At 51.4% G+C, this 25,134-nt stretch carries 24 protein-coding genes and 1 pseudogene; 1 reads left to right on the top strand and 24 read right to left on the bottom strand.

Features of this window, described 5'->3' with window-relative positions; all coding sequences use genetic code 11:
• Positions 1-2: 2 nt before the first annotated feature.
• The 23 genes from argJ to RB620_RS24065 form a co-directional block, all read right to left on the bottom strand.
• The gene (gene argJ, locus RB620_RS23955) at positions 3-1,232 is read right to left on the bottom strand and encodes a bifunctional ornithine acetyltransferase/N-acetylglutamate synthase (RefSeq protein WP_308098801.1); all 1,230 of its coding nucleotides are present in this window, start codon (positions 1,230-1,232) and stop codon (positions 3-5) included.
• Positions 1,233-1,272: 40 nt separating this feature from the next.
• Positions 1,273-2,322, bottom strand: a complete 1,050-nt coding sequence (gene argC / locus RB620_RS23960) for an N-acetyl-gamma-glutamyl-phosphate reductase (protein WP_308098802.1) — start codon at positions 2,320-2,322, stop codon at positions 1,273-1,275.
• A gap of 419 nt (positions 2,323-2,741) precedes the next feature.
• Positions 2,742-3,611 carry a YitT family protein gene (locus RB620_RS23965; RefSeq protein WP_308098803.1) on the bottom strand — a complete coding sequence of 290 codons (870 nt, stop codon included), beginning with the start codon at positions 3,609-3,611 and terminating at the stop codon, positions 2,742-2,744.
• 112 nt (positions 3,612-3,723) lie between these two features.
• Positions 3,724-4,831 (bottom strand): peptide chain release factor 2 gene (gene prfB, locus RB620_RS23970; protein WP_308098805.1). Its coding sequence is split into 2 segments (ribosomal slippage): positions 3,724-4,758 and positions 4,760-4,831, totalling 1,107 coding nucleotides; the frame shifts between segments, so codons are not numbered across the junction.
• A 22-nt stretch (positions 4,832-4,853) separates the two neighbouring features.
• Positions 4,854-7,361 (bottom strand): preprotein translocase subunit SecA, encoded by a 2,508-nt coding sequence (gene secA / locus RB620_RS23975; protein ID WP_308098807.1) that lies wholly within the window; start codon positions 7,359-7,361, stop codon positions 4,854-4,856.
• Between the two features lie 139 nt (positions 7,362-7,500).
• Positions 7,501-8,046 (bottom strand): ribosome hibernation-promoting factor, HPF/YfiA family, encoded by a 546-nt coding sequence (gene hpf / locus RB620_RS23980; RefSeq protein WP_308098809.1) that lies wholly within the window; start codon positions 8,044-8,046, stop codon positions 7,501-7,503.
• 234 nt (positions 8,047-8,280) lie between these two features.
• Positions 8,281-8,478: a cold shock domain-containing protein gene (locus RB620_RS23985; RefSeq protein WP_087569424.1), complete on the bottom strand. Its 198-nt coding sequence runs from the start codon at positions 8,476-8,478 to the stop codon at positions 8,281-8,283.
• 184 nt (positions 8,479-8,662) lie between these two features.
• Positions 8,663-8,911 carry a hypothetical protein gene (locus RB620_RS23990; RefSeq protein ID WP_308098815.1) on the bottom strand — a complete coding sequence of 83 codons (249 nt, stop codon included), beginning with the start codon at positions 8,909-8,911 and terminating at the stop codon, positions 8,663-8,665.
• A 49-nt stretch (positions 8,912-8,960) separates the two neighbouring features.
• The gene (fliS, locus tag RB620_RS23995; protein WP_308098818.1) at positions 8,961-9,389 is read right to left on the bottom strand and encodes a flagellar export chaperone FliS; all 429 of its coding nucleotides are present in this window, start codon (positions 9,387-9,389) and stop codon (positions 8,961-8,963) included.
• Positions 9,390-9,400: 11 nt separating this feature from the next.
• The gene (fliD, locus tag RB620_RS24000; protein ID WP_308098820.1) at positions 9,401-11,215 is read right to left on the bottom strand and encodes a flagellar filament capping protein FliD; all 1,815 of its coding nucleotides are present in this window, start codon (positions 11,213-11,215) and stop codon (positions 9,401-9,403) included.
• A 38-nt stretch (positions 11,216-11,253) separates the two neighbouring features.
• Positions 11,254-11,658, bottom strand: coding sequence for a flagellar protein FlaG (locus tag RB620_RS24005; protein WP_308098822.1), 405 nt, complete (start codon positions 11,656-11,658; stop codon positions 11,254-11,256).
• 122 nt (positions 11,659-11,780) lie between these two features.
• The gene (locus tag RB620_RS24010) at positions 11,781-13,022 is read right to left on the bottom strand and encodes a flagellin N-terminal helical domain-containing protein (RefSeq protein ID WP_308098824.1); all 1,242 of its coding nucleotides are present in this window, start codon (positions 13,020-13,022) and stop codon (positions 11,781-11,783) included.
• 132 nt (positions 13,023-13,154) lie between these two features.
• Complete coding sequence (csrA, locus tag RB620_RS24015; protein ID WP_308098826.1) at positions 13,155-13,376, bottom strand: carbon storage regulator CsrA; 222 nt, start codon at positions 13,374-13,376, stop codon at positions 13,155-13,157.
• A gap of 14 nt (positions 13,377-13,390) precedes the next feature.
• On the bottom strand, positions 13,391-13,783 hold the full coding sequence (gene fliW / locus RB620_RS24020) for a flagellar assembly protein FliW (RefSeq protein ID WP_308098828.1): 393 nt from the start codon (positions 13,781-13,783) through the stop codon (positions 13,391-13,393).
• A gap of 100 nt (positions 13,784-13,883) precedes the next feature.
• Positions 13,884-14,450, bottom strand: a complete 567-nt coding sequence (locus tag RB620_RS24025) for a DUF6470 family protein (protein WP_308098830.1) — start codon at positions 14,448-14,450, stop codon at positions 13,884-13,886.
• 9 nt (positions 14,451-14,459) lie between these two features.
• Positions 14,460-15,431: a flagellar hook-associated protein FlgL gene (flgL, locus tag RB620_RS24030; protein ID WP_308098832.1), complete on the bottom strand. Its 972-nt coding sequence runs from the start codon at positions 15,429-15,431 to the stop codon at positions 14,460-14,462.
• Between the two features lie 27 nt (positions 15,432-15,458).
• Positions 15,459-17,018: a flagellar hook-associated protein FlgK gene (gene flgK, locus RB620_RS24035; protein WP_308098834.1), complete on the bottom strand. Its 1,560-nt coding sequence runs from the start codon at positions 17,016-17,018 to the stop codon at positions 15,459-15,461.
• 18 nt (positions 17,019-17,036) lie between these two features.
• A complete protein-coding gene (locus RB620_RS24040) occupies positions 17,037-17,543 on the bottom strand; it encodes a flagellar protein FlgN (protein WP_308098835.1) in 507 nt (168 codons plus the stop codon).
• Positions 17,544-17,549: 6 nt separating this feature from the next.
• Positions 17,550-17,816 carry a flagellar biosynthesis anti-sigma factor FlgM gene (flgM, locus tag RB620_RS24045; RefSeq protein WP_308098837.1) on the bottom strand — a complete coding sequence of 89 codons (267 nt, stop codon included), beginning with the start codon at positions 17,814-17,816 and terminating at the stop codon, positions 17,550-17,552.
• Between the two features lie 96 nt (positions 17,817-17,912).
• Positions 17,913-18,332 (bottom strand): TIGR03826 family flagellar region protein, encoded by a 420-nt coding sequence (locus RB620_RS24050; protein WP_308098839.1) that lies wholly within the window; start codon positions 18,330-18,332, stop codon positions 17,913-17,915.
• A gap of 120 nt (positions 18,333-18,452) precedes the next feature.
• On the bottom strand, positions 18,453-19,307 hold the full coding sequence (locus RB620_RS24055; protein ID WP_308098840.1) for a ComF family protein: 855 nt from the start codon (positions 19,305-19,307) through the stop codon (positions 18,453-18,455).
• Positions 19,304-21,598, bottom strand: a complete 2,295-nt coding sequence (locus tag RB620_RS24060; protein ID WP_308098841.1) for an ATP-dependent helicase ComFA — start codon at positions 21,596-21,598, stop codon at positions 19,304-19,306. Before RB620_RS24060 ends, RB620_RS24055 begins: the two co-directional genes overlap by 4 nt.
• A 155-nt stretch (positions 21,599-21,753) precedes the next feature.
• Positions 21,754-22,224, bottom strand: coding sequence for a hypothetical protein (locus RB620_RS24065; RefSeq protein WP_308098842.1), 471 nt, complete (start codon positions 22,222-22,224; stop codon positions 21,754-21,756).
• A 296-nt stretch (positions 22,225-22,520) separates the two neighbouring features.
• Here RB620_RS24065 and RB620_RS24070 point away from each other — a divergent pair, with 296 nt between their 5' ends.
• Positions 22,521-23,612, top strand: coding sequence for an LPXTG cell wall anchor domain-containing protein (locus RB620_RS24070; RefSeq protein ID WP_308098843.1), 1,092 nt, complete (start codon positions 22,521-22,523; stop codon positions 23,610-23,612).
• A 397-nt stretch (positions 23,613-24,009) separates the two neighbouring features.
• Here RB620_RS24070 and RB620_RS24075 read toward each other — a convergent pair.
• Positions 24,010-25,125 (bottom strand): annotated as a pseudogene (locus RB620_RS24075) (RNA-guided endonuclease InsQ/TnpB family protein).
• Between the last annotated feature and the right edge of the window lie 9 nt (positions 25,126-25,134).

The following is a 25,134-nucleotide window of genomic DNA, read 5'->3' on the forward strand; positions in this document are numbered from 1 at the left end:
CCTTACGTCCGATACGCCGCGTTAATGCGAACGTAATCGTAAGTCAGGTCGCAGCCCCAAGCCGTCGCCTCGCCGCCGGCCATGTTCAGATCGACACGGATGACGACCGTGTCGCCTTTGAGGTATTCGAGCGCCGCATCCTCGTCGAAAGGCACGGGCCGCGATTGCTCCAAAGTGACGATATCGCCGATGCGGATATCGACCGTGGCCGGATCCACCGGCTGTCCCGCGCGGCCTACGGCCGCAATGATGCGGCCCCAGTTCGCGTCGGCGCCGAATACGGCCGACTTCACCAGCGAGGATCCGATGACCGTCTTCGCGATCGCTTGCGCGGATTCGTCGCTCTGTGCGCCGCGCACCCGCACCTCGACCAGCTTCGTCGCGCCTTCGCCATCTCTTGCGATCGCCTTCGCGAGCACCTCGCACACGTAGCGCAGCGCTGCGGCGAACGCCGCCCAGTTCTCGTGCTCCGGCGTCAGCTCCCGGTTGCCGGCCAGCCCGCTCGCCATCGCGACGAGCATGTCGTTCGTGCTCGTGTCGCCGTCCACCGTTATCATATTAAAAGTGAGGTCCGTCGCTTGGCGGAGAAGCGTCTGAAGCGCGTCGCTTCCGATCTTCGCATCCGTCGTAACGAAGCCCAGCATCGTCGCCATGTTCGGGTGAATCATACCGGAGCCCTTCGCCGCGCCCGCAACGGACACGCGCTCGCCGTCCAGCTCAAGCTCCACGCAAACCATCTTCTGCACGAGATCCGTCGTCAGAATCGCTTGGCAGAAATCCTCGGCGCCGACCAGGCCGCCGTCCAGCTTCCCAGGCAGCCCGTCGATGCCGGCGCGGACTTTGTCCATTTTCAAATTCTCGCCAATGACGCCCGTGGATGCCACCGCCACATGATCGGCAGATACGCCGATCGCTTCCGCGAACCGGGAACGCATCTCGTACGCGTCCGCCTCGCCTTGCTCGCCCGTGCACGCATTCGCATTGCCGCTGTTCACGAGCACCGCCCGGAGCGCGCCGCCGGAACCAATGCTTTCGCGCGTTACCTTCAGAGGCGCAGCCTGAAAAATATTCGTCGTATAAACACCCGCTGCCGCCGCCGGTACCTCGCATACGATGGCTCCCAAATCATGGCGCGTCGTTTTCTTAAGCCCGCAATGCAAGCCGCCCGCCCGGAATCCCTTCGGCGTCGTAACGGAGCCGCCTTCTACAACCTTATAGCTGTCCTGTCCCATGGTCGTTCGTATCCCCTTCGATATTCGGATGATCTATCATTTACGGATAGACGGGTACGAACTGCAAGCCTAGCGTCTCGTCCCAGCCCATCATCAGATTCATATTCTGCACCGCTTGACCCGCGGCGCCCTTCACCAAGTTGTCGATGACCGACACGATCGTCACGCGTCCTGTGCGCTCATCCACCGCAAAGCCGATATCGCAATAGTTGGAGCCCCAAACTTCCTTCGTCGCCGGCCACTGGCCTTCCGGACGAATACGCACGAAACGTCTGCCCTCGTAGAAGCTCCTGTACAGCTCGACGAAGTCGCTTGCCTTGCGGCCGCCTTCGATCTTGGCGTACATCGTCGACATAATGCCGCGCGTCATTGGCACCAGATGTGTCGTGAACGTCGTCACGACGGGTGCGCCCGCCATGTCGGACAAGACCATTTCGATCTCGGGGATATGCTGGTGCTGATTGATTTTGTAAGCTTTGAAATTCTCGTTCAATTCCGAATAATGAGTGCCCAGCGACGCGCCTCTGCCGGCGCCGGATACGCCCGACTTGGCGTCGATGATAATGGTCGAAGGGTCGATCCAGCCTTCCCGAACGGCTGGTATAAGGCCAAGCAGCGTCGCAGTCGGATAACAGCCCGGGTTCGAAATGAACGAAGCGTCCCGCGCCTTGTCTCCGTAGATCTCCGCGAGCCCGAATACCGCCTGCTCCAAATATCTTTCTTCCGCCGCCGGCTTCTTGTACCACTGCTCATATAGCGCAGGCGACTTCAGCCGGAAGTCTCCCGATAGGTCGATAACCTTCAGTCCCGCTTCCAGCAGCTGCGGCACCAGCTTCGATGCCACGCCCGCGGGCGTGCCGAGAAATACCACATCCGCCTTCGCTTTGATCGCCGCGGGATCGACGTCATCCAGAAGCTCTTCCCTGATGCCGTTCAAATGCGGATATCCTTCCGTAATCGGCGTGCCCGCGCTGGAAGACGAGATTACCGAAGTAACCTCCGCCAGCGGATGGGACGCCAGGAGACGTATCAATTCAACGCCGCCGTATCCCGTCGAGCCGATGATGGCAACGCCCAGCTTCTTGTCCACATGTTTCCTCTCCCCGTCCACTCATTTTCAATACTACGTGCTATGTAAGCCCGCTTCCGCAGGATGTCCTTCTACGTTTGCCCTACAGTCGAAAGGCTTTCCAATATCTACAACTTTCTATTCTACAACATTCGGGATGCGATGAACATATAACCGAAGTCTGTATTATTATACATTCAACCTAATATTAATACAATCATCGGAATGCCGTTTTTTTGGCACGATTTGTTGACAACTTTAAATTTCAACCTCATTAATTAGGAACATATGTTCCTGTTTGTTGACAAATGTTAGTGTACACCAATTCGGGGACAAGCGCAATCTTGAAACCCAGCATTAAAAAAAGAAAAACCCATGCGTACGCGAACGGTTCGGACGATGTCCTCGCGTTCATTCGCATGGGTATGTTATGACTTCGTTTAGGTCTCCAGCTTAAAGCCTTTCCCTAGTACCTCCGCCGTGTTGCTAATGATGACGAACGCGCCCGCGTCGATCTCGCGCACGAGCTGCTTGAGCTTCGATACCTCGTTCTGCGAGGCGACGACCATCAACACCGTCCTGCCTTGGCCCGTGAAGCCGCCATGCCCGTCCAGCCGCGTTAATCCGCGATCCAAATCGTTCAGAATGGCGGACGCCACCTCCTCCGTCCGTTCGCTAATGATGAAAGCCACCTTCGACAGCTGCAGGCCGTTCTGCACGAAATCGATCGTTTTGCTCGTCACGAACAGTCCGATCAGCGCGTATAACGAAACCTCGGGCGAAAAGACGATGCCCGCTGCGATAATGACACAGCCGTCGAAAATAACGATCGCCAGGCTATACGGAATCCCCGTGAACTTGTGCAGCATCTGCGCCGCCAGATCCAGCCCCCCTGTCGAGCCCCCTCCGCGGAAGACTAACCCGAGCCCCAAGCCGACGCCGATGCCGCCGTAGATGGCTGCCAGAATCGGATTGTCCGTCGGTGCCGGCACATGCGCCGTCAGCAAGACGAAGAGAGGCAGCACGACCGTGCCGAGCAACGTCTTCGCGCCGAACTTGCGGCCGATCAGCAGAAGCCCCGCGATGAACAGCGGGATGTTGACCGCCCACTGGGTGAGGGCCGGCATAAAGCCCGTCAGCTCCTGCACCAGGATCGATATGCCGGATACCCCGCCCGAAGCGATACCGTTCGGCACCAGGAATAAATTGAAGCTTAGCGCCACAATGAGCGAACCTAATAATAATTGCAGCAAATTCCAAATCAATTGGGCCTGCGGATTGCGCCGCTTTAGCAGGTCACCGCGTCTCATCTTTCCAACTTCCACTCGATTCATCCCCCAATTCGCAAAAGAAGAGCTCCACACTGTCCATTACAGTGTTGGAACTCTTCTTAATCGCTATACTAGCTATTTCATATCAAAATCAATCGTGGCGGATCTGACTCCGCAAGTAGCCGTCGATAAACGCGTCCAGATCGCCGTCCATAACCGCGCCGACGTTGCCCGTCTCCACCGACGTGCGATGGTCCTTGACCATGCTGTACGGATGGAAGACGTAGGAGCGGATTTGACTGCCCCAGGCGATATCGGACTGCACGCCCCGAATCTCGGCCAGCTCCTTCATCTGCTCTTCGATTCTGCGCTCGTAGAGCTTCGACCTCAGCATCTTCATCGCTCTGTCGCGGTTCGCGATCTGCGAGCGCTCCTGTTGGCAGGCCACGATAATGCCCGTCGGGATATGGGTGATCCGGATCGCGGACTCCGTCTTGTTGACGTGCTGTCCGCCCGCGCCGCTGGCGCGGTACGTGTCTACCTTCAAATCCTCCGAACGGATTTCGATCTCGATCGTGTCGTCGATCTCCGGCATGACGTCCAAGGAACAGAAGGACGTGTGGCGGCGGCCAGCCGAATCGAACGGCGAGATCCGCACCAAGCGGTGAACGCCTTTCTCCGCCTTTAGGTAGCCGTAGGCGTTATACCCTTTGATCAGCATGGAAACGCTCTTGATGCCCGCTTCGTCGCCGTCCTGGTAATCCAGCACCTCGACCTTGAACCCACGCTTCTCCGCCCATCTCGTGTACATACGATACAACATCAGGCCCCAGTCCTGGGACTCAGTGCCGCCCGCGCCGGGATGCAGCTCGATGATCGCGTTCAGCTTATCGTACGGCTGGTTCAGCAGAAGCTGCAGCTCGAAGTCGCTTACTTTCGTAAGCAACGTTTCAACGCCTTGCGCAAGCTCCGACTCTAGTGACTCGTCGCCTTCTTCCTCAGCCAGCTCCAGCATCATCTGCAGCTCTTCCTGATCGTTGTTCAGGCGATCGTATTGCTCCACGACCGACTTCACCGCGTTCAGCTCCGAAATGACGCCCTGAGCGCGTTCGTTGTCGTCCCAGAAATCCGGCATCGACATCTTCTCTTCGAAGTTCGCGATGATCTCCTGCTTCAGATCTAAGTCAAAGAGACCCCCTGAGCTCTTGGAGCCGCTTCGCCATCTCGCGCAAATCTTGTTTGACCTTAATATCCAACATGGCTATTCTCCTCAAAATCTAATTATTTGCCGTGGCACTGCTTATACTTCTTGCCGCTGCCGCAAGGGCACATGTCGTTGCGTCCGACGCGCTCCTCGCGCTTCACGGGACGCTTCTCCTGCGATTCCCCGCCGCCGCTTGTGGAAGCCGTCTGCCCCTTCACGACCTCTTGGCGCTCCAGGTTGCTCTCCACGCGGGCTTTCATAATATATTTGGCGACTTCCTCTTGAATCGTCTCGATCATCGCCTTGAACATCTCGAAGCCTTCGAACTGGTATTCGCGAAGCGGATCCGTGCCGCCGTACGCGCGAAGATGGATGCCTTGGCGAAGCTGGTCCATCGCGTCGATGTGGTCCATCCACTTGCTGTCTACCGCGCGAAGCACGACAACCTTCTCGAATTCGCGCATCGTCTCGGCGCCGAGCTGCTCTTCCCTCTGATCATAATACGCAACGACCTTGCCAAGGATGAATTCGGACATCTCCTCCTTCTCCTTGCCCCACAGGTCTTCCTTCGTGACCGCGCCTTCCTCTAGCAGATTGGCGTGCACGTAGTCGACGATGGCTTGCAGATCCCACTCCTCCGGAATGTCCTCCGCGCAATGCGCCTCCACGATCCGATCGACGACCGGTTTGATCATCTCCATCACTTCGCCGCGAATATCCGAGGACTCCAAAATGTCGCGTCTTTGCTTATAAATAACCTCGCGCTGCTGGTTCATGACGTCGTCGTACTGCAGGACGACTTTCCGCGTGTCGAAGTTGCTGCCCTCTACCCGCTTCTGAGCGGATTCGACCGCTTTCGAAATCATGCGGCTCTCGATCGGCTGGTCTTCCTCCAGGCCGAGACGATCCATCATGACCATGATGTTCTCCGAACCGAAACGGCGCATCAGTTCGTCTTCCAGCGATAGATAGAATTGCGACGATCCCGGGTCGCCTTGGCGTCCCGCGCGTCCGCGCAGCTGGTTGTCGATCCGGCGGCTCTCATGGCGCTCCGTACCGATAATATGAAGGCCCCCAAGTGCAGGCACCTGCTCGCCTAGCAAAATATCCGTACCCCGTCCGGCCATATTCGTCGCGATCGTAACCGCGCCATATTGGCCTGCGCGCGAAATAATTTCCGCTTCCTCCGCGTGGAACTTCGCATTCAGTACCTTATGCTGGATGCCGCGGCGTTTCAGCATCTCCGAGAGCTTCTCCGAGTTTTCGATGGAAATCGTACCGACCAGCACCGGCTGGTTGTTCTTGTGACGGCCAACGATCTCTTCCACGACGGCCTTGAACTTGCCGTTCTCGGTCTTGTATACAACGTCCGGAGTATCCTTGCGGATCATGGTACGGTTCGTCGGGATTTGGATGACGTCCAGTCCGTAGATCCGGCGGAACTCTTCTTCCTCCGTCTTGGCCGTACCGGTCATGCCCGCGAGCTTGCGGTACATCCGGAAGTAGTTCTGGAATGTTATCGTTGCAAGTGTCATGCTCTCGTTCTGTACCTTGAGCTGCTCCTTCGCTTCGATCGCTTGGTGCAGTCCGTCGCTATAGCGGCGGCCGGACATGAGACGTCCCGTAAACTCGTCGACGATAACGACTTCATCTTCTTGCACGACGTAGTCGACATCGCGTTTCATGATCACGTTCGCTTTAAGCGCTTGCTGGATATGATGGTTGATGAGCACGTTGGCATGGTCGAACAGATTCTCGATACCGAAGGCGCGCTCCGCCTTCTCTACGCCGGATTCGTTCAACATGACGTTGCGAAGCTTCACGTCGACCGTATAGTCTTCCTCGATCTTCAGCTTTCCCACGAAACGGTCTGCCGCATGGTACAGCTCCGTCGACTTCGCGGCTTGTCCGGAAATAATGAGCGGCGTACGCGCTTCGTCGACCAGAATGGAGTCCACTTCGTCGATGATCGCATAGTACAGCGGACGCTGAACCATTTGTTCCTTATATAGAACCATATTGTCGCGCAAATAGTCGAAGCCGAACTCGTTGTTCGTTCCGTACGTGATGTCGCAGGCATAGGCTTCCTGCTTCTCCGCATGGGACAATCCGTGCAGGTTGCAGCCGACCGTCATGCCAAGGAAGTTATAGAGCTGGCCCATAATCTTGCTGTCGCGTTCGGCCAAGTAACCGTTGACCGTAACGACGTGCACGCCTTTGCCTAGCAGCGCGTTCAAATAAACCGGAAGGGTCGCGACTAACGTTTTGCCTTCGCCGGTTTTCATTTCCGATATTTTACCCTCGTGAAGCACCATGCCTCCGAGCAGCTGTACGTCAAAATGGCGCATGCCGAGCGTACGCTTCGAAGCTTCCCGTACCGTAGCGAACGCTTCGGGCAGAATCGCCGTCAGCTCCTCGCCTTTCTCGATGCGTGCCTTAAATTCATCGGTCTTGCCGCGCAATTGTTCATCCGATAGAGCCGTAAACTTCGGCTCCATAGCATTAATCTCTTCTACCGTCCGCATGAGACGCTTCACTTCGCGCTCGTTCGCGTCCCCGAATATTTTCTTCACCAGTCCGAGCATGGTTTTCCCCTTTCGGTAGTAGGTCTATTTGTTAACGATTGTAACAGTTTGTAGACACTGTCGCAATGTGTTACGCGCGGGGCACAGAAAAGCCCTGCTCCGAATCGGAGACAGGGCTCGCGGTTATTCCCGTTATGGATTAGCCTTGCTCGATCAATCCGTATTTGCCGTCGCTGCGCCGATAGACGACATTGACTTCCTTATTGTCCGCGTTGGCAAAGACGAAGAAATTATGTCCGACCATGTTCATCTGCAGAATGGCCTCTTCCACGTCCATCGGCTTCAACGTATGCCGCTTGGTCCGCACGAGCTCCAGATCCTCTTCTTCCTCGAGCACGCTGACCGCGGAGCCTTCTTCACGGAACAGGGCTCTCACTCCGCTGCCCTGCCTGAATTTGCGATTCACTTTGGTTTTATGTTTGCGAATTTGGCGTTCCAGCTTATCCACCACCATGTCGATGGACGCATACATGTCTTCGCTCTTCTCTTCCGCGCGAAGCATCACGCCGACTAACGGAATCGTCACCTCTACCGCGTGCTGCCCTTTGGTAACGGATAGAGTGACATTAATTTCGGAGGCGATCGGTGATTCGAAATATCGTTCCAACCGGTTAAGCTTCTTCTCGACATGTTCTCTCAAAGCTTCTGTAACCTGAAAGCGCTGACCTCGAATGTTGTAATTCATGGGGCATTCCTCCTTTACATGCTCTCATTATATCATATGCAGGTGCCCAGATCAAAAGAGTTTTTAGTTATTTTAGAATTTTCAGAAAACTAATGACGGATCTGTGGCAAGAACAACTTGATCCTTAGCTCATGTCACGAAACAGAAAAAAGCCCCGGTTTCCCGGAGCCTTTAATTGTGTGTTAGGCAGTGTCAATCGAACCATCTATACGGTGGCTAATGATAGCCGGATGATTACAGTTTGACTACGTTTGCAGCTTGTGGACCGCGTGCGCCTTCTACGATGTCGAATTCAACCGCTTGGCCTTCTTCGAGCGTCTTGAAGCCTTCGGATTGGATTGCGGAGAAATGAACAAATACGTCGCCGCCTTGCTCAGTCTCGATGAATCCGTAACCCTTCTCTGCGTTAAACCATTTAACTTTACCTTGCATGTGCAAACATTCCCTTCATCTTCAAGTACTGTGAGGCATCGTTTGGTCTGGCCCACAAATTGACTATACCACCGAAATCATGGAATTGTCAAACAATTTATTGTAAGCGAATACATTCAAGTGGCGATAGTGTTTGAATGACTAAGCGAGCATGCGGAATTGGGCTGACAATCAGCACACATCGTTATCGTTTAGCATCAAAAAACAGACTATCTTCTCCATAAGCTGCCGACTCGTACATCGTTTTCGAGCGTTTTCCTCTATTAATTTTATTCAACTCCACGTTCGCATCCTCGTACAATTGAACCATTCTGCTGACGATCACGTGATCTTGAATTTGAATGTGGTCAACAAGAGGTTTTAGGGTCGCTCGCTGTTCATGAGTTGGCTTCATTTGCTGTAATTCATCAAATAGAAGATTGCGCATTTCCATAAATGCCTCGATTGTATCTAGATCCTTGCTTTCTATTTGATCAATGATATTAGACGATAAAAGAATGATTTGGTTTAGAAGAGTTTCCACCCGCATGCCCCGCTTGCTGATTGGATTGTTTGGCCGCTTGGATCCACGTTTCCTTCAATTCGATCAGATAATCGAGAACTTCTTGCGCCGGCTCAACCGACTTTTTTAAATTCGCCTCGATAAGGCGGCTATTGAAATATTCATAGAGGCTCAAAAGTTCATCAGCCATCGGAGACTTACGGTCCAGCGTGATTATAAATTCACTTACGATGTTTTGCGTTTTGAGCAGGTTCGTGTTGGCTTCCGCATTTTGATTCGATTTAATGGCTTCGATACCTTGTCTACAGAACCGAATGGCTCCATCGTAAAGCATGATAAGCAGTTGGGCTGGCGATGCGGTCTGGACGGTTGTCTCCAAGTATTTGTTACGCTGTTGCAATTGTTGCATGCTGAATCCTCCTATTGGCTAAATTGCTGTGTGAGCCATGCGCTTTGGGAATTCATTTGGTTAATATATTTCTCCATCGCGGTGAATTGTTTGTAATATCTATCTTCAATGTCCATTAATCTAAGTGTTAGACGATCCATCTGCGCTTTAAGCTCAATGTTCTCCTTGCCCATCGAATAGCTGTTTTCATTTGATGTCGTAGCCCCTGCTTTATCGGTAATTTCTTTAAAAAGGGTTGAAGCTCGATCGTATAATCTTGTCGCAATTCCATCGCTGGATCCCGTAGCTCCGTCATTTGTGAACAAAGCCATAACTTCATCAGGGTTTTCAATTAATGCCTTCTTAAGCTTATCTTCATCGATATAGAGTTTTCCTCTATCAGCATATGTACCGCTTATCGATGTTCCGTTAATGTTCGTGTTTGATATCCCTATTTCTGTCAAGCTCTTTATTTGACCAGTAGGTATCCCGCTTACAGAGTCAGATAAAGATAAACGCATTCCGTTTAATCCGCTTGTAATCAAGGTATCATTGGATAACATGCCACTTCTTGCACGTTCCTCCCAACGTTTTATTTCATCTTCATCCATTTCCTTTCGCTGTTCATCCGTAAGCGGTTGAAAACTTCTCTGTTTTTTCTCCAGCAATTCCTTATTCACTTCATCAAGTAGAGTGTTGTATTTCTCTACAAACGATTTGATTCGATCAACCACGGCATCGACATCTTGTGAAACACCAATGTCAACCACGGTGTTACTCGTTTGTTTGGCAGTGAAAGTCATTCCAGCGATTGTAAAAGTATTAGAATCGTATTCCGCTTCGATTCCATTAAATAGAACCTTTGCATTCGTCCCCAGCATCGAAATCGCTGACGAATTCACGTTCATTGTACTTTCGTCTATTCCTAATTTGTTCACAATATTATTGCCGTCATTATCGGAAACCGAAATGGGTTTACTTTTATCCGAATTATGGAAAGACATTTCACCATTGCTGTTAAGCCTTACGCTAATACCAACTTTATTCATTTGACCATTTATTTTATCTACCAGACTACCTATGGTCGTTGTAGCAGTAATATCGAAATTGTAATCTTGCCCATCATAGTTAACCGTTAGTGCCTTAGTGCCAACTATACCTCCATCAACAAGACTGCTGCTCGTAGCAAAGCTTACCGTGCCCTCAGTAACCTCGGAAGAAGAGGTAAAACCGAATATATTACTGATATTATCGCCATTTGCTAGTTCAAGGTTGATTTGCGAGGATGCTCCTGTCTTGGCAGAAGTGAAGAATAGTCGATCCATATTAGCATCATACGACGCTTTCACTCCTGTCGAAGCTGATTCATTATTTATTGCGGTTACCAATTGATCAATGGAATCTCCCATTTTAATATTAATCGTTTTGGATCCCTTTTCACCCGTAATAATTAATTGCGTATCGCTGCTCAGACTTAAGCTCCCTAAAGTTTTGGTACTGCTTGCAGCGCCTGCCAAATCACCTGAATTAAGCGTTGCTGATTTGGCGAGCTGCTCAATTTTCATGCTGTATTGGCCCTCATTCGCCAAGGGTGACGCCGACACCGAAACTATGCTTTCCTGAGATGAAGACACTTTTTTCGTAAGATAACCCGATTGCAATTTCATATCAAATGCAACATTTCTAAATTCTAAAATTTTGTTGTTCAGAGCTCGATAATCATCGCGTTTCCATTCCACAAGTTGCTTTTTTTGCGATAACTTATCAAGCGGCGCCCGCTGTGCAGTCATTAACTGTTTAATAATCGTATCCGTATCCATACCTGAAGCAAGTCCACCTATACGCATTCTACACTCTCCTTACTTTAATCGTTAATTCAAGTACGCTAACGTTTCTCATCTATTAGAATGCCTGCCATTTCCCATAGCTTCGCAACAAAGTCCAATGTCTTTTCAGGCGGGATTTCTCTTAAAACCTCTCCTGATTCACTGTCTAGCACTTTTACCGCAATCATTTTCGTCTTCTCATGAACCGAAAATTCCAGATTTGTTGCTTTGCCTTGCATAGCCTTAATAGCTCGATCAATAGCTTTCACTAATTGTTCGTCACTGACTGTAAAATGCTCTCCTCTGAGCTCCGCCGACTTCAACTCGTTCATATTTGTAATGGCATACAAGGAAGATTCTAACGAATGTTGTGAGCCGGTTTTAATGAGGTCCGAAGAATCTTTTTTTGCAATTACTCGTTCAGGTGAGCCACCTATTCCGGTGTTTGATGTATTCACATTCATTACAAATCAATCCTCCAAAATATGCTTTTACACTATTTATCGGTTATTTTTTGTCAGAAGATTAGATAAAAGCAGAAAAACCCTTAGAAGTTCTAAGGGTTTTTTCTCTGTTAAATATGAAATTAACGAAGCAATTGCAGTACGCCTTGCGGCTGTTGGTTAGCTTGTGCAAGCATGGCTTGGGAAGCTTGTGTAAGGATGTTGTTCTTCGTGAAGTTCATCATTTCTTTAGCCATGTCGACGTCACGTACACGGGACTCAGCAGCTGTCAGGTTCTCCGAAGAAGTGTTCAGGTTGTTAATTGTGTGCTCCAAACGGTTTTGAACAGCACCCAGTTTCGAGCGTTCAGCGGAAACTTTTTGAATCGCTTGGTCAACTACTTTAATCGCAGTAGCAGCTTGAGATTGAGTACCAATTTGCAAGCTATTTACGCCCAAAGTGGACGCTCTCATGTCTTCTACAGACAAATTCATAGTTTGGCCAGTGTTTGAACCAATTTGGAAAGTAGCAGAGCCATCGGAGCGAGCATCTTTTGCTTTTACGCCCTCAGAAAAGTTTGAAAGTACGTTCGAAGCAGCGTCCTTACGCGTACCAGTCGCAGTCTTTACCTCGAAAGATAAACCATTAATCTGTGCAGCCGTACCAGCAGCCGCACCGTCTACAGTAAGTACACCTGCGGCAAGTGCAGCAGTGCCGACAGTAGCGTTAAGATTAATTTGTGTAAGGACATCGTCCATATCATCTGCTGCTGCGGCAACTGTGTAACTTGCTGTTTGTTGTGTTCCGTTTACGGACCACGTTGCAGTGATTGTATCACCAACTGCGATACCAATGTTATTACCGCTAGCATCTGTTACTGCGGTTAGAAGAGTTGCTCCTACAACACCAGCAGCGAGATTGCCACTGTTCACAACTGTTCCAGTTGCTGCCGTTTGAGCGCCACCCATGCTACCATTAAGTAACGACTTGGTGTTGAATTCAGTTGTATTAGCAATACGTTCGATTTCAGTACCCAATTGAGTCATTTCATCTTGAAGATTTTTACGGTCCTGAGTCGTATTCGTGTCATTGGAAGATTGAACAGATAGCTCACGCATACGTTGGAGAATACTATGTGTTTCGTTTAATGCACCCTCAGCCGTCTGGATCATAGAGATGCCGTCTTGAGAGTTTTTGGAAGCCATATCCAAACCGCGAATTTGGCCACGCATTTTCTCGGAAATTGCAAGACCTGCAGCGTCGTCACCAGCGCGGTTAATACGCAGACCGGAAGACAATTTCTCCAGAGATTTGCTTGCACCTGCATTGTTACTTGCCAATTGGCGGTGCGTGTTCAAAGCAGCGATATTGTGGTTGATAATCATGAATATTTCCTCCCTGAAATGTTCGAATTTCCGCATCCTTGCGGAAGCTTACGATAATAGTTCGGCCGCACTATTATCGTGCTACTATATTTATCGGCTGTATCAATCAAATGTTTATAGCCTGTTCGAAAATTATTTATTGAAAAGTTTTGTTACATCCTCTAAGGATAGAGGTCTGTTTGCGGCACGGTTTTCGTCCTGAATAGCCATGTAAATCTCCTTGCGGTAGATATCAACATCCTTCGGTGCGCGAATGCCCAACTTCACGTTATCGCCTTCTACGCCTAGGATCATGATCTCAACATTGGCCCCGATCATGATGGACTCATTACTTTTGCGCGATAATACCAGCATACCTTACCTCCTCCTTATGTTCGATGAATTGGCGCACGCGAGCTGTATGTATGTTCATGAAGAATGAGCTGCTTTCCTTTACCTGTTCTAGTGTTAAGGATGATTGGAGCAAGCAAGTTGACGGTTGCACCCACTAGGTCTAAAGGAATAGTCATAACTGACCATACTTCAACATCTGCTTCACTTTCGATCTCAAGTTCCTCCTTCACGCTATCGGGAAGCTTCCATTCATATTCAGGATAGAACATGAACGGACTCGCAACCAACAAGGAAACTTCAGAATCATCCTCCGCTTTCATTAGTTTCATGGGTAACTCATCACCCATCTCTTCAAACACAAATTGCTTCACATGCTCGAATCCGGGTATACCTTGCTCAAATTGATACCGAACGATATTAGTATTCACAACATGACCTCCAAGACATGAATTCTAGATCATTAAAACAAAAACTATAGACCTCTAGCGTCTTGCGCTGATGATCTATAGTCGTAAAATAATACGCTTTTTAAAGCAGCTGATCAATTCGGGGGGGAATAATTTCAACTTTAGGATATCGGTTCATGTAGATGTCCAGCTTACCCCGTTCATATTCGTGAATAGGCTTGTTCACCTGAACATTGAGATTGACTCTTCCTGGCGTTGTATCTATCGTTAGCTCACCGGGAATATACTCCATATCAATATTATCGAACGAAGCCTCCCCCCGGAAATCGTACTCGGGGAACGTTCTTTGCCATTCCCTCGCCATCTGTGCGATCGGATTGCCTCCCAGATGGATTGCCGCCATCTGGTCACCTTTCTCAACAATGCGGGCTATGCCTTGAAGCGCAATGTCTTTCGCCATGGAATAAATTTTATTCATGGTTTCTAGATTGTTGCCCAGTCCCAGAGCGTCCCACACGCGATCTTGATTAATTTCAAGGCGGCCTGCAGTCGTACGAAACTGCTGGTCTGGTCTCACTTGCTCCATATCTACCTTTGCTTTAGGCTGCTCCAGATGCTGCCTTCCGATATCCGCATCGATTGAAAGTGATGCATGCGTCAGATTGATTTGAATCTGAGGTATTCGCATGAATCCTCCCTATCTCAGAAAGTCGACCAAGCTGGGACGAATAAGCTGAGCGCCTACTGATAATGAGGCTTGGTAAACATTCTCTTCAGTCTTCATGTTCGTGATAACTTCAGCCATATCCGCATCTTCCGTCTTTGCTTGAACGGTCTTGAGATTAATCGTAATATCATCCAATCTCTGTTGAACGATGCCTACGCGATTAATTCTCGCTCCTACTTCAGCCCTCTTTGTTAGCATGGTGTTCATGCGGGTATCCACTTGTTCAATTAATTTAGAAATACCGACTTGATCGCCCGCCCCCAACATGTCATGCGCTCGTTGAAGTAGCAAAAAGACATTATCGCTGCTTTCAATTTCGGCTTGCGTTGCCGTTGGTGAAATGCCTTCCCCAAATACTTCATTGCCAACCAGATTAATTCCTAATTTCATGCTCGCGGCTAATTCATATTGAATGGAGCCGTTATCCGAGCTTACTTGAAATGCTTTTAATAGTGGAGGAACAGCTATCAAATCCGGCGTTCCCTCTACCCCCATTGTCGGATATGGCTTTTCGCCTGTAAACTCTCCGTTAAATACTTGTTTTCCGTTGAATTGGCTGTTTCCTATTTCGACCATTTGATTATATAACTGAGATACTTCCACTTTGATTGCGTCCAGGCTTGTTTGCTCCATGGCCCCGTTCGCGCCTTTGACAAGAAGCTCCCTGAAACGTTGCATAATATCTCCGGCCTGCCCAACTGTCGTATCGGTATATTCAAGCATGGAGAGCGAAGAACTTACATTCTTCGTATACTGGTCATTCGCATCCAACTCGCTGCGATAGCGTAGCGCAAACGTGATCCCTACGGGGTCGTCGGAAGGTTTGTTGATCTTCATGCCCGTGGAGAGCTGATTCTGCAACGTATTCATACGCCCGAGATTATTCGAAATATTACGAAGCAACTGCGTATTCATCATGGATTGGGTTACGCGCAAGGACATCGCCAGTTACCTCCTTCAATGTTCTTATTAGAGGCCAACGCGGCCCATTCCGTTAATTACTTTGTCTAATATTTCATCGATCATAGTCATATTACGAGCCGCTGCGTTATAAGCATGTTGGAATCTGATCATATTGGACATTTCCTCATCCAATGATACGCCGCTGACGGACTGCCTGCGCGAATCCACCTGCTCTACAATAATTTGCTGGTTCGTTTGCATTCGTGTCGCTTCCGCGGCTTGTACGCCGAGCTGGCCGACAACGGAACGGAAGTAAGCATCTACCGTATTCATGTTTTTGTCGGTACCGGAATCGAAGTCAAAACGAACATCCCGCATTTGAGAGAACAACACGGCCAGCGAGTTATTCCCGTTGATGACCGTCTCCGTCCCATCCGCGTTCATGGTTACTCGCATTGACGTAGCGATCAGGTTAGAGTTGGCAACAATAGCCGGGTTAAGCGTGATGTTGCCTGCCGTCAAGCCTGTAGTGCCGCCCGAGGCATCCGTAAAGAATGGTAATCCGCCCTCGCCGTCTGCAAGACTATAACCAAGCTGATGAAGGCCGTTCAAGCCGTTTACGGTTACCGTCGTATCTTCTGTCAAAGTACGGGTTGCACCGCTATATGTGACGCCATTCAGCACGGTTCCTTCCGGCAGAACAGAGCCCTTCGGCAATGTGATTTCGAATTCGCCATATGCCATCGTTTGAACCATTCGATCCAGTTCGCCAATATACCCTTCAACAAAATGATCCCGGGAATGAATGGTGCCGTAGATCGCGCCGCTGTTCAAATCACCGGATTCAAAAGCGCTTGTGATCGCTGCCATGTCAAGAGCCGTATTGGTTGAACCTTGTACCAATTGCACTCCGCCCATAGTAATGCTATAACCGGTTGCTTGTTCTTCGACTTTCACATTAACAAGTCCGGACAATTGATCCGTAAGCAGATCTCTTTGGTCTCGAAGATCGTTGGCGTTGTCGCCAAGGCCTTCTACTCTTCTAATTTCGCCGTTCAGCTGGGCAATGCTTGTTGTAAGAGAATTAACAGTATTCATGTTAATTTCAACATTCTCAGTCAGATCGGCCTTTAGATCGCCAAGCTGCTTGGCCGTATAATTAAACGCATCCACCATTGCCATGGTCTGTTCCATAACCACTTTGCGTCCATCCGCGTTCTCGGGGTTTTTGCTGAGATCCGACCATGCATTCCAGAAGTTGGAGATGACTGTTCGCATTCCCGTATCGCTTGGCTCGTTGACGATACCCTCCAGCTTGGAGAGCGTATCCAGTTGTACAGAGAAATTGCCTTGCGATTTGTATTCATTCCGGAACTGATTATCCAGAAACTTCTCACGTATGCGGGTGATCGAGCTGGCTTCCACACCTGTGCCAAGCTGGCCGGCCGCTACTGACTTTGAATAACCAACCGCTTCGATCGGCCTGGAAGCCGTCATGTTCACCACTTGCCGCGAATAGCCTGCAGTATTGGCGTTCGCAATATTATGACCGGTTGTATTCAAAGCGGATTGCGTCGTGAATAAGCTTCGCCGAGCCGTCTCTAAGCCATGAAATGTAGATGCCATATATCGTACCTCGCTTATCTATGTTTTCATATTAAATTTGCCGCTGCGGTTCTGAACCAGACCTTGCACCGCTTTATGATAAGTAACATCTTCATCTTCGGGACCCAGAAGCAAATCCTGCGTGAAATGCAAATATTCCAACGTCATCCTGACGAGCTGCTGATTGAACTCATTAATGTCTTGAAGCTCCGTTATGACACCGTTCAATTCCTTCCACAACTTGGAGAGCTGCGTCTTCTCTTCCACATGAAACACGGCTTGGATGAGCTTCTCCATCTTGAAAGAACGCTGAGCGCCCGTTAACTTCTGCGAGAGCATATATTTGCCAACAAGGAAGGTCCGATTCTTCTCAAGCTCCACAATGCGCTCAAGCATTTTCTTCTCTTTGCCGGAAATATACGCTATCCCGTCAATATGATTATTCCTGATCGCTTCCGTCTTCGCTTTGCCGTATTCGATCAGTTGACGGTGCTCGTTCGTCAGCTCTTGAAGCACGATCAAAATTTGCCCAATATGTTCATTCATCGAACATTACTCCTTTAGGTAAGGCAATAATTTCTCTGCAATCTTACCCGCTTCCACGTGGTACGTCCCCGATGCGACCGACTGCTTCAATTCGTTAATCCGTTCCGCGCGCTCCGAGCTGCCAAGCTTGCTCGTCGACAGCATTTCCTTGGCTGCGGCCGAAATTTGGACCTCGTCCTTCTGTTTGGTCTTCTTGCCTTCATTCGCACGGAATTCAGATTGTTTCTGATAGGGGTTGGCGCCGCCGATGCGATTCGTTTCGTTTATCTTCAATTTATCCACCTCATTATTTGCAAGAACTAAAAAAGCCGAATACCTTATGCAAGTATTATCGGCTTTAGTCAAGTATTATTTAATAGTATTGAGAATTTATCTGTCTTTATACTGCGACAATCCGCGGTATGCAGCTTGCATGGCTGCCCGCTTCTCCTCTTCCGTCGACTTGCTCGCTTCGCTCCGCCTCATCTGGTTCGTATCCTTTACAAGACGTGCACGGCAGTTGTCGCAGATATGGTTTTCCCGGATTAACATGCCGCATGATTCGCACGGGTACGCCAGATTAGGCGCGTTCGTCATCGAAATCCGACCCTCGCGGACAAACTTCGTGATTTGTTTAATGGAGACCCCGGTCTGATCAGACAGCTCACCGATCATCGCTCCCTTAAATTCCCTCAGGTAATCCGCGCATAGCTGGTATTCTTTATCGATATCCCGAATGCAAACCGGGCAAACATCTCTGAAGTTTTTGGCAAATAATTTGCCGCAGCGTGGACAATTATCCAAATTCATAACTAGTGCCCCCCTTGTCCCTGTGAAACTACTTTTTATTATAGTTTAACGGAATTCTGGAAAAATTTCATTAGCAAAATAGTATCTCGCAAGCTGCTAGATTTGCCGTGCTTCAGCCGTCTAAGATCGTGCCCAGGTTAGGACATAGACGTGAGCTTCTGCCCCGAACGACCGGCTTGCTTCCTTCAAAACGGCCGCGCATGCTCCCGCCGTACTACCCGTTGTATAAATGTCGTCGACGAGAAGCAAGTTGATCGCCGTGGCAGGCGCTTGACCGGCCGCATGTATTCGCGCGTGAAGCACCCGAAAACCTTCATGGCTCGGAGCAAAAAGCGTCTGCACATCTCTTATTCGCTGCGTCCGCGTCTTGAAGCTCATCTTCTCGGCATGCCTCTCGCGCCGGAGCAACGGGAGCAGCGGAAGCCCGAATCGTCCAGCCAAATGCCCGGCCATCGCTTCCGCCTGATTGAACCCGCGTTCCATCGCCCGCTCTTCGCTGATCGGCACGTAAGTAATCGCATCCCAGCGGCCCCCGATGGCCGCCGTCAACCGTTCATAGGGCGGGATAAGCATTTCGGCCAAAATGGGCCCCATGCGCTCCTTCCCCCGGTATTTGTACAGCGCCAGCCAGCTGCGCATAACCGAGTCGTACTCAACCGCGCTCCGGTTGAGCTGAAAGGCCCGCTCCGGATTGCGGACGCAATCCTCGCAATGAATCGCGCGCCCGCATTTGGCGCAGCGGACTCGGCTCAGCCACGGAATGGATTGGCTGCAGCGGATGCATAAGGATCGCTGCAGCAAAACAGGCAGACCGCCGAATGACGAAGACGATGACGATGACGGCGTGTCGAATCGTATAGCTTTGCCGCATGCGGCGCAACCATCCGCTTGAGGTGACAACCACTCTGCAGGATGGTTTATGCCGGTAAATGATCGTTTGACGCTTTCCAGCCATTTTAGGACCAATTCGCTCATCGCTCCTCCCTTTTGTTGTTCCTTGCAAGGGAAGGGAGCAAGAAGCCTTGCTTGGCCGCGGTTCGGTTCATGCTTCGAATGTGGCGGACGGCCCGAAGCTGGGATAACGTTCTCGCGATGCCGAAGAAATACACCTTCCCCGCCGGGTCGTCGGCCGACCTGCCGGCGCGGCCCGCCATCTGGACGAGCGATGCTTCGTCGAATAATTTGCCGTCCGCGTCCATAATGAACACGTCGCTCTTCGGAATCGTGACTCCCCGCTCCAGAATGGTGGTCGTCACCAAAAGCCGCGTAATGGCGCTGCGAAACCGGGCGACCTTCTCCGCGCGTTCGGGATCTTGGGAGGAGGTCGCTTCAATCGGCACAGCTAGTAGCTTGTTTCTAAGCAGCGCGGCCATCGGCTCGGATTCGCTGATTCGCTGGACAAAAAAGAAGATCTGCGCCCCCCGCTTGAGCGACTGCCGCAGCGCCCTCAGCAAAGAGGAAGGGAACCTGCCGTTCGCCAGCAGCTGCCGTACGCTCGGGGCATGCAGCTGCCTAGGAACAGGCAGCGGATGAAGATGGTAACGAACCGGCACGCGCGCATGCGCCAGCTTACCGCGTCTCGCTTCCGACTGCATGGCGCGGGGAGGCGTGGCGGACAGGAGTATCTTGGGCGATGCCGAGAGGCGACTTTTGTCGGCGGCGTAATGAAGCATCGGGTCTCCGTGATACGGAAACGCATCGATTTCATCGACGATGACGAGATCGAACGCTTCATGGTATCGGAGAAGTTGATGCGTCGTCGACAAGGTTATATCCCCCTTCTCCCAGCGCTGCTCGCTGCCTCCGTATAAGGTAACTACACGAGAGTTCGGGAACGCCCGCCGTATGCGCGGGTCGAGCTCCAGAACGACGTCTCTCCTAGGGGAAGCGATTAGCGTGCGGCCACCCCTATTCATCACGGATTCCACAAGCGGAAACACCATCTCCGTCTTGCCGGCGCCCGTTACGGCCCAAATAAGAAAATCCCGGTTGGCCGAATTTGCGGATTCCCCTCGCCCAGCTCCGGCCCACGGGCGCTCTTCAATGAAACGCAGCGCCTTGCCCGCTGCTTCCTGCTGCGCCGGACTGAGATTCCACTTGGCTAGCCGGTCTTGCATAGGCTGCTGCCGCATCGCTTTCCATCTTCCGATGCTCTGCTCCTTCCAAATCGGCGAGTCGTACATGCCCTGGATGAGCAGCTCGCACTCCCGGCTTCGGCCCATCAGAATGCAGGCCTCGCAATACGCGCAGTCGCGCCCGCAGGACAGGCACGCCGTGCGCCGCAAATGCGCCTCCCCGCTGCCGCACCGCAGGCAGCGGAGCCGGCGCCGGGCGTCCGCCCGCTTGCCCGCGGGGGCAGCGACCGCTCCGCTAAGGCGCACCTGCCCGAGCAACGCCGCCAACTGGATCGCTTCGCTCCAGTCGGCTTCGGCCCCGGGCACGGCTGCGCCGGCCAGCAGGGCGCGCGCTTCGACGCTTAGCAGCGCGCGGCCCTGCAGGAGACCGGCGGCAAGCTTCGCGATTGCCGCCACATGGCTCCAGCGCGCGGCGTCCATCACGCGCCGCCCGTCTCCCGCGCTCCAGCGCACCACGCTTCTGTTCGCCTCCTTGGTTCGTCTCTCAGCTTCTTTGTTCGCTTGAAGCGAGCGACATGCTCCGCCTCGCTCTCTATTTGTCGCGCTTCTCGCAACTTCTCCCGTCTGCGATATGGTTGTTTTGGCGTATCGGTTCGTCAACGGCTCGTTACCACGTTCATCGTGTTGAATAGTCTGAGTCCCCTCCAACCGATATGCCTCACGGCTCTCCGCCAGCAAGCTCCCCTTCCCCCTCTGCTCCTGCTCTCCCAGCGCCTCCTTGATCCATGCCCACCTCATGAGCCGCTTACGGCCGATGCCATCGTCCGCCGCCTTTACTTCGTCGATTACCTCGGACATGATGCCGACCGCGTCGGCCTCGCCAAGCCATCTCCCGGGCGCGAATTCGGCACCTCGCCGATTGGAAGGATGTCCCCCGCTTCCGCCTCTATCCCATAAGGCGGACAAGCCCGCGATGCGGATCCCTTTCGGACGAGCCGCCCGCTCCTTCCATAAACTCACCGCCTGCACCGCTTGTCCGAGCGGCAGCTCATCTTGCCAGAACCACGCGCATTCCGCTTCCTCCCAGGCGCTCAGCTTCCCGAACCAATAGGCATAATCGACCTCGGGAGCTAACGTCAGCCAGGCCGACCATTCTTCTTTCTTCCGCAACACGTACACTCTTGCTTTCATCCTTCTCCTCCTCATCGATTGGCCTGCATGGATGGTTTGTCTGACAGGGCAACAAAAAAAGCACACCGACCACGCCGTTCGCCGGCGTCGATCAAGTGTGCTTCACTTAGCATCATTATGATTACGTGTCGTTATGTTTGTAAGGAGATTATAAGCTAAAATGGCATCTTGGACAAGTCTTCCGGATTCTGCAAATCAACGAGGACCGCATGATCCGCCTCGGAGACGATCCCCTCCGCCTGAAGCAGCCACATGAGGTGGACCGCCCTATCCCCTCCGTTTGGATAGCGCTTTCCATCTTGTTGATCCGCCTGCTCAGTCCCATCCGTCTGGTGCAACCTCACGACTTTGCCGCTGCGATTCCACCGATCCACAATGGCTTTCGATTCTTCCGTCAAGCCACGGTCCACCACCGTCAGCTGAATTTCCTTCCCCATCCATCGCGAAAAAGAGTGCAGTGATCTCAAATACCACTCCATATGATGCTGCCGTCCATCCGCGATCAGGACGTAATGTTTTCGCTCGCTTTTGCGCTCTCTCCCGAACCAGAAAGCCAGATGCACCAGAAGCGCAGCGGCCGCGTAACAACCGATGACTAGAAGCAGAAGCTCTAACAGGTCAGCCACCTCCTCTTTGTGTCACTATATGCCGCGCGGCGCCCATCGGTTACGCGCTTCAGGGACAAGTGAGGAAATGTGCTCCCGCTTACATCATTCGACAATCACTCCCCTCGTAGGCAACAACTTCTCCTAAAATAACACCCTTGCCGAATTACCAAAATATGATAACATTTTTGTACAACCATGCTGCATATATTCAATTGTCTCTTTGGTATGACGACTACTTGCTCCATCGAGGAAGAAGTCCATCTTTTAAATGCTTCTAAAGGGGATTAGTTTACAATTACAAGGAGAGTGAATGGATGTCAATCGTAAAGAAACGGCTCTCGATTTTGCTTGCCATGATACTAATCGTATCATTCCCGCTGAGCTCTATCGTGTTCGCGGAAGGCCAGAACGGCACTACCGAACGGACCCAAATTTGCCAATCCTATTCGAAAAACATCAATGCGCTGGTCAGGGATGCAGTGCTTATCGTGATCAACGGCGACGGCACCGCAACGGCTTCCTTCGAAAACACGATGAACTGCGTGGAGGTCACCTTCTCGGATTACACCTATGTCGGCAATCCTCAGCCATATGAGAACCAGATTCTATTCTCCTCCAAAACGCTTCAGCTAGACACGCCTGGCCAATATTCCATCACGATCGACTTGCCGAGATGCGGCCCGTCCCAGCTTGACGTCTATATGGGCCCGGTGCAAGAAACGCTAAAGCCGACCGGTCATGATCTCCTGGTTAAATATGCCTTCCAAGACCCCAAACAATGTACAACGCCTTCTGCGACACCTAGCGCAACGCCTTCTCCAACACCTAGCGCAACGCCTTCTGCGACATCTAGCGCAACGCCTTCTCCGACACCTAGCGCAACGCCTTCTCCGACACCTAGCGCAACGCCTTCTGCGACATCTAGCGCAACGCCTTCTCCGACACCTAGCGCAACGCCTTCTGCGACACCTAGCGCAACGCCTTCTGCGACACCTAGCGCAACGCCTTCTGCGACACCTAGCGCAACGCCTTCTGCGACACCTAGCGCAACGCCTTCTGCGACACCTAGCACAACGCCTTCTGCGACACCTAGCACGACGCCTTCTACGACACCTAGCACAACGCCGCCTACCGATCCGCCGACAACGCCTCCTTCGGAGTCTCCATCCACTCCGCCGGAGTCGACCGAACCTTCCGAATCTCCGATTATCGTAGAGGAGGAAGAAATCCCTAAAGGCGGCGAGCCGAACGAAGAGATCGACCAATCGACGGACGAGAACAAGCCGCCTATCGATAACCTTCCGAAAACAGGAGAGGCCAGCCCGATGCCGTATTACCTGCTCGGCAGCTTTGTAACCGTCTCTGGCCTCATAGCTCTAAGAGCCCGCAAGCGCCAAAACAACTAGCGACTAATATAAAAAGAAGCCCATCCTCGATCCGTCACTTGATTCGGAAACAACCCAAGCGGTTGCCGAATCAGGCGGGAAGAGGCTGGGCTTCTTTTTTGCCCGTTGTTCCGGCCCATGAATAATAGTTGGATAGTGCCACTTTATAAACGAAATAGCGGAGATGGTTCAGCGATTTATATGTAGGATTTAAATTGCAAGAACAATTCCCCCAATAAAGGAGGCTTCTATCAATGACTCCCACATATCTATTGTTTGAAGCGGGAGCTTGTAACTACCCGATCGTGGTAACGTCTCTGCGACTCCGATCTCTTTGCGTTCAGAAGAACGTGGTGTTACATCCACGATAAGCATACGCCTATCGATGGGCAGATTGACAGCTGCCCTGCAAGCCTAGTCATGCTACGCCTGCACCTTGAAGAAGGTACTGTTTTCCCTTCAGACAGAGATTCATAGCGCCTATGCGGTCATCATTGCTTGCATATCCGCAGTCCCGGCAACGGAAACGATGCATCCCTTTATCCCGATTCTCTTTTGCGGTGTGGCTGCATACCGGACACGCTTGCGACGTGTGCTTCGGATCAACCACAATCGCGATTGATCCCGCAAGCTGCGCCTTGTACTCCACCATGTTGCGAAGCTGGTGGAACGCCCATGATACTGTCACATATCGATCTTTTTGCTTGGTCTTTTCCGTTGCACGGCGGATACCTGTCAAATCTTCCAGCACGAACAGCGTATTCGCCCCGTACCGGGCAATGAGTGCCTTACTGACTGATGGTTCACATCGGTCATCCAGCGGGTTTCTCGTTGCCCGATTTGTTTCAGCCTGCGGCGTGACGAGGCTGTTTGTTTGCGCTGAAGCTCGGAACGCAATCGTTTGTAGTTCGCTCGTTTTCGTTTTAGCGCCCTGCCCCGATAAAAGACGGTCTTGCCATCGGAGCCGTACGCCGTGGCAATAAAGTTGATGCCTAGATCGATCCCAGCAACTTGTTCGATGTCCTGCAGCTCAGGAACTGCTGATTCCTTAGATACAGGAATATGCAGAAACCATTTGCGTTTTTTCAAGACAAGCTTTGCAGTGCCGAATGTCCAAGAGCCGTCGAAGTAGGCTTTCATTCCTTTAGCTTCGAATGGGACTTTGATGCGGCCTTGAAGTGTGTTCACGGAGAACAGCTGCGCGTTCAGCGAATAATCCCTGTTCCAGACCAGATCATATTCCGGCTTCTTAAACTGCACGCGCGTCCAATCGTGGCCGCTGCTCAGAATCCTTGTATCTGGCAATGACGGTTTTCATCACCGACTGAGCCATTTGGGAGCGCAGGCCAATCGTGCTGCGAAGGGCTTGATAGGTCATGCGGTGCAAAGCAGGCTGCTTTAATTCGCTCGAGTCGAACACAAAGTCAGAGACCAGATTGCAGCCTCGCCGATAAGCAATCATGGTTTGATGCAGCGCCCCAATTTGACTATCAGTCGGCTTAATCTTAATTTTCGCCGTGACAGTTACGATCATACGTTCGCC

The sequence above is a fragment of the Paenibacillus sp. LHD-117 genome, from assembly GCF_030929555.1.
Classification (GTDB): Bacteria; Bacillota; Bacilli; order Paenibacillales; family Paenibacillaceae; genus Pristimantibacillus.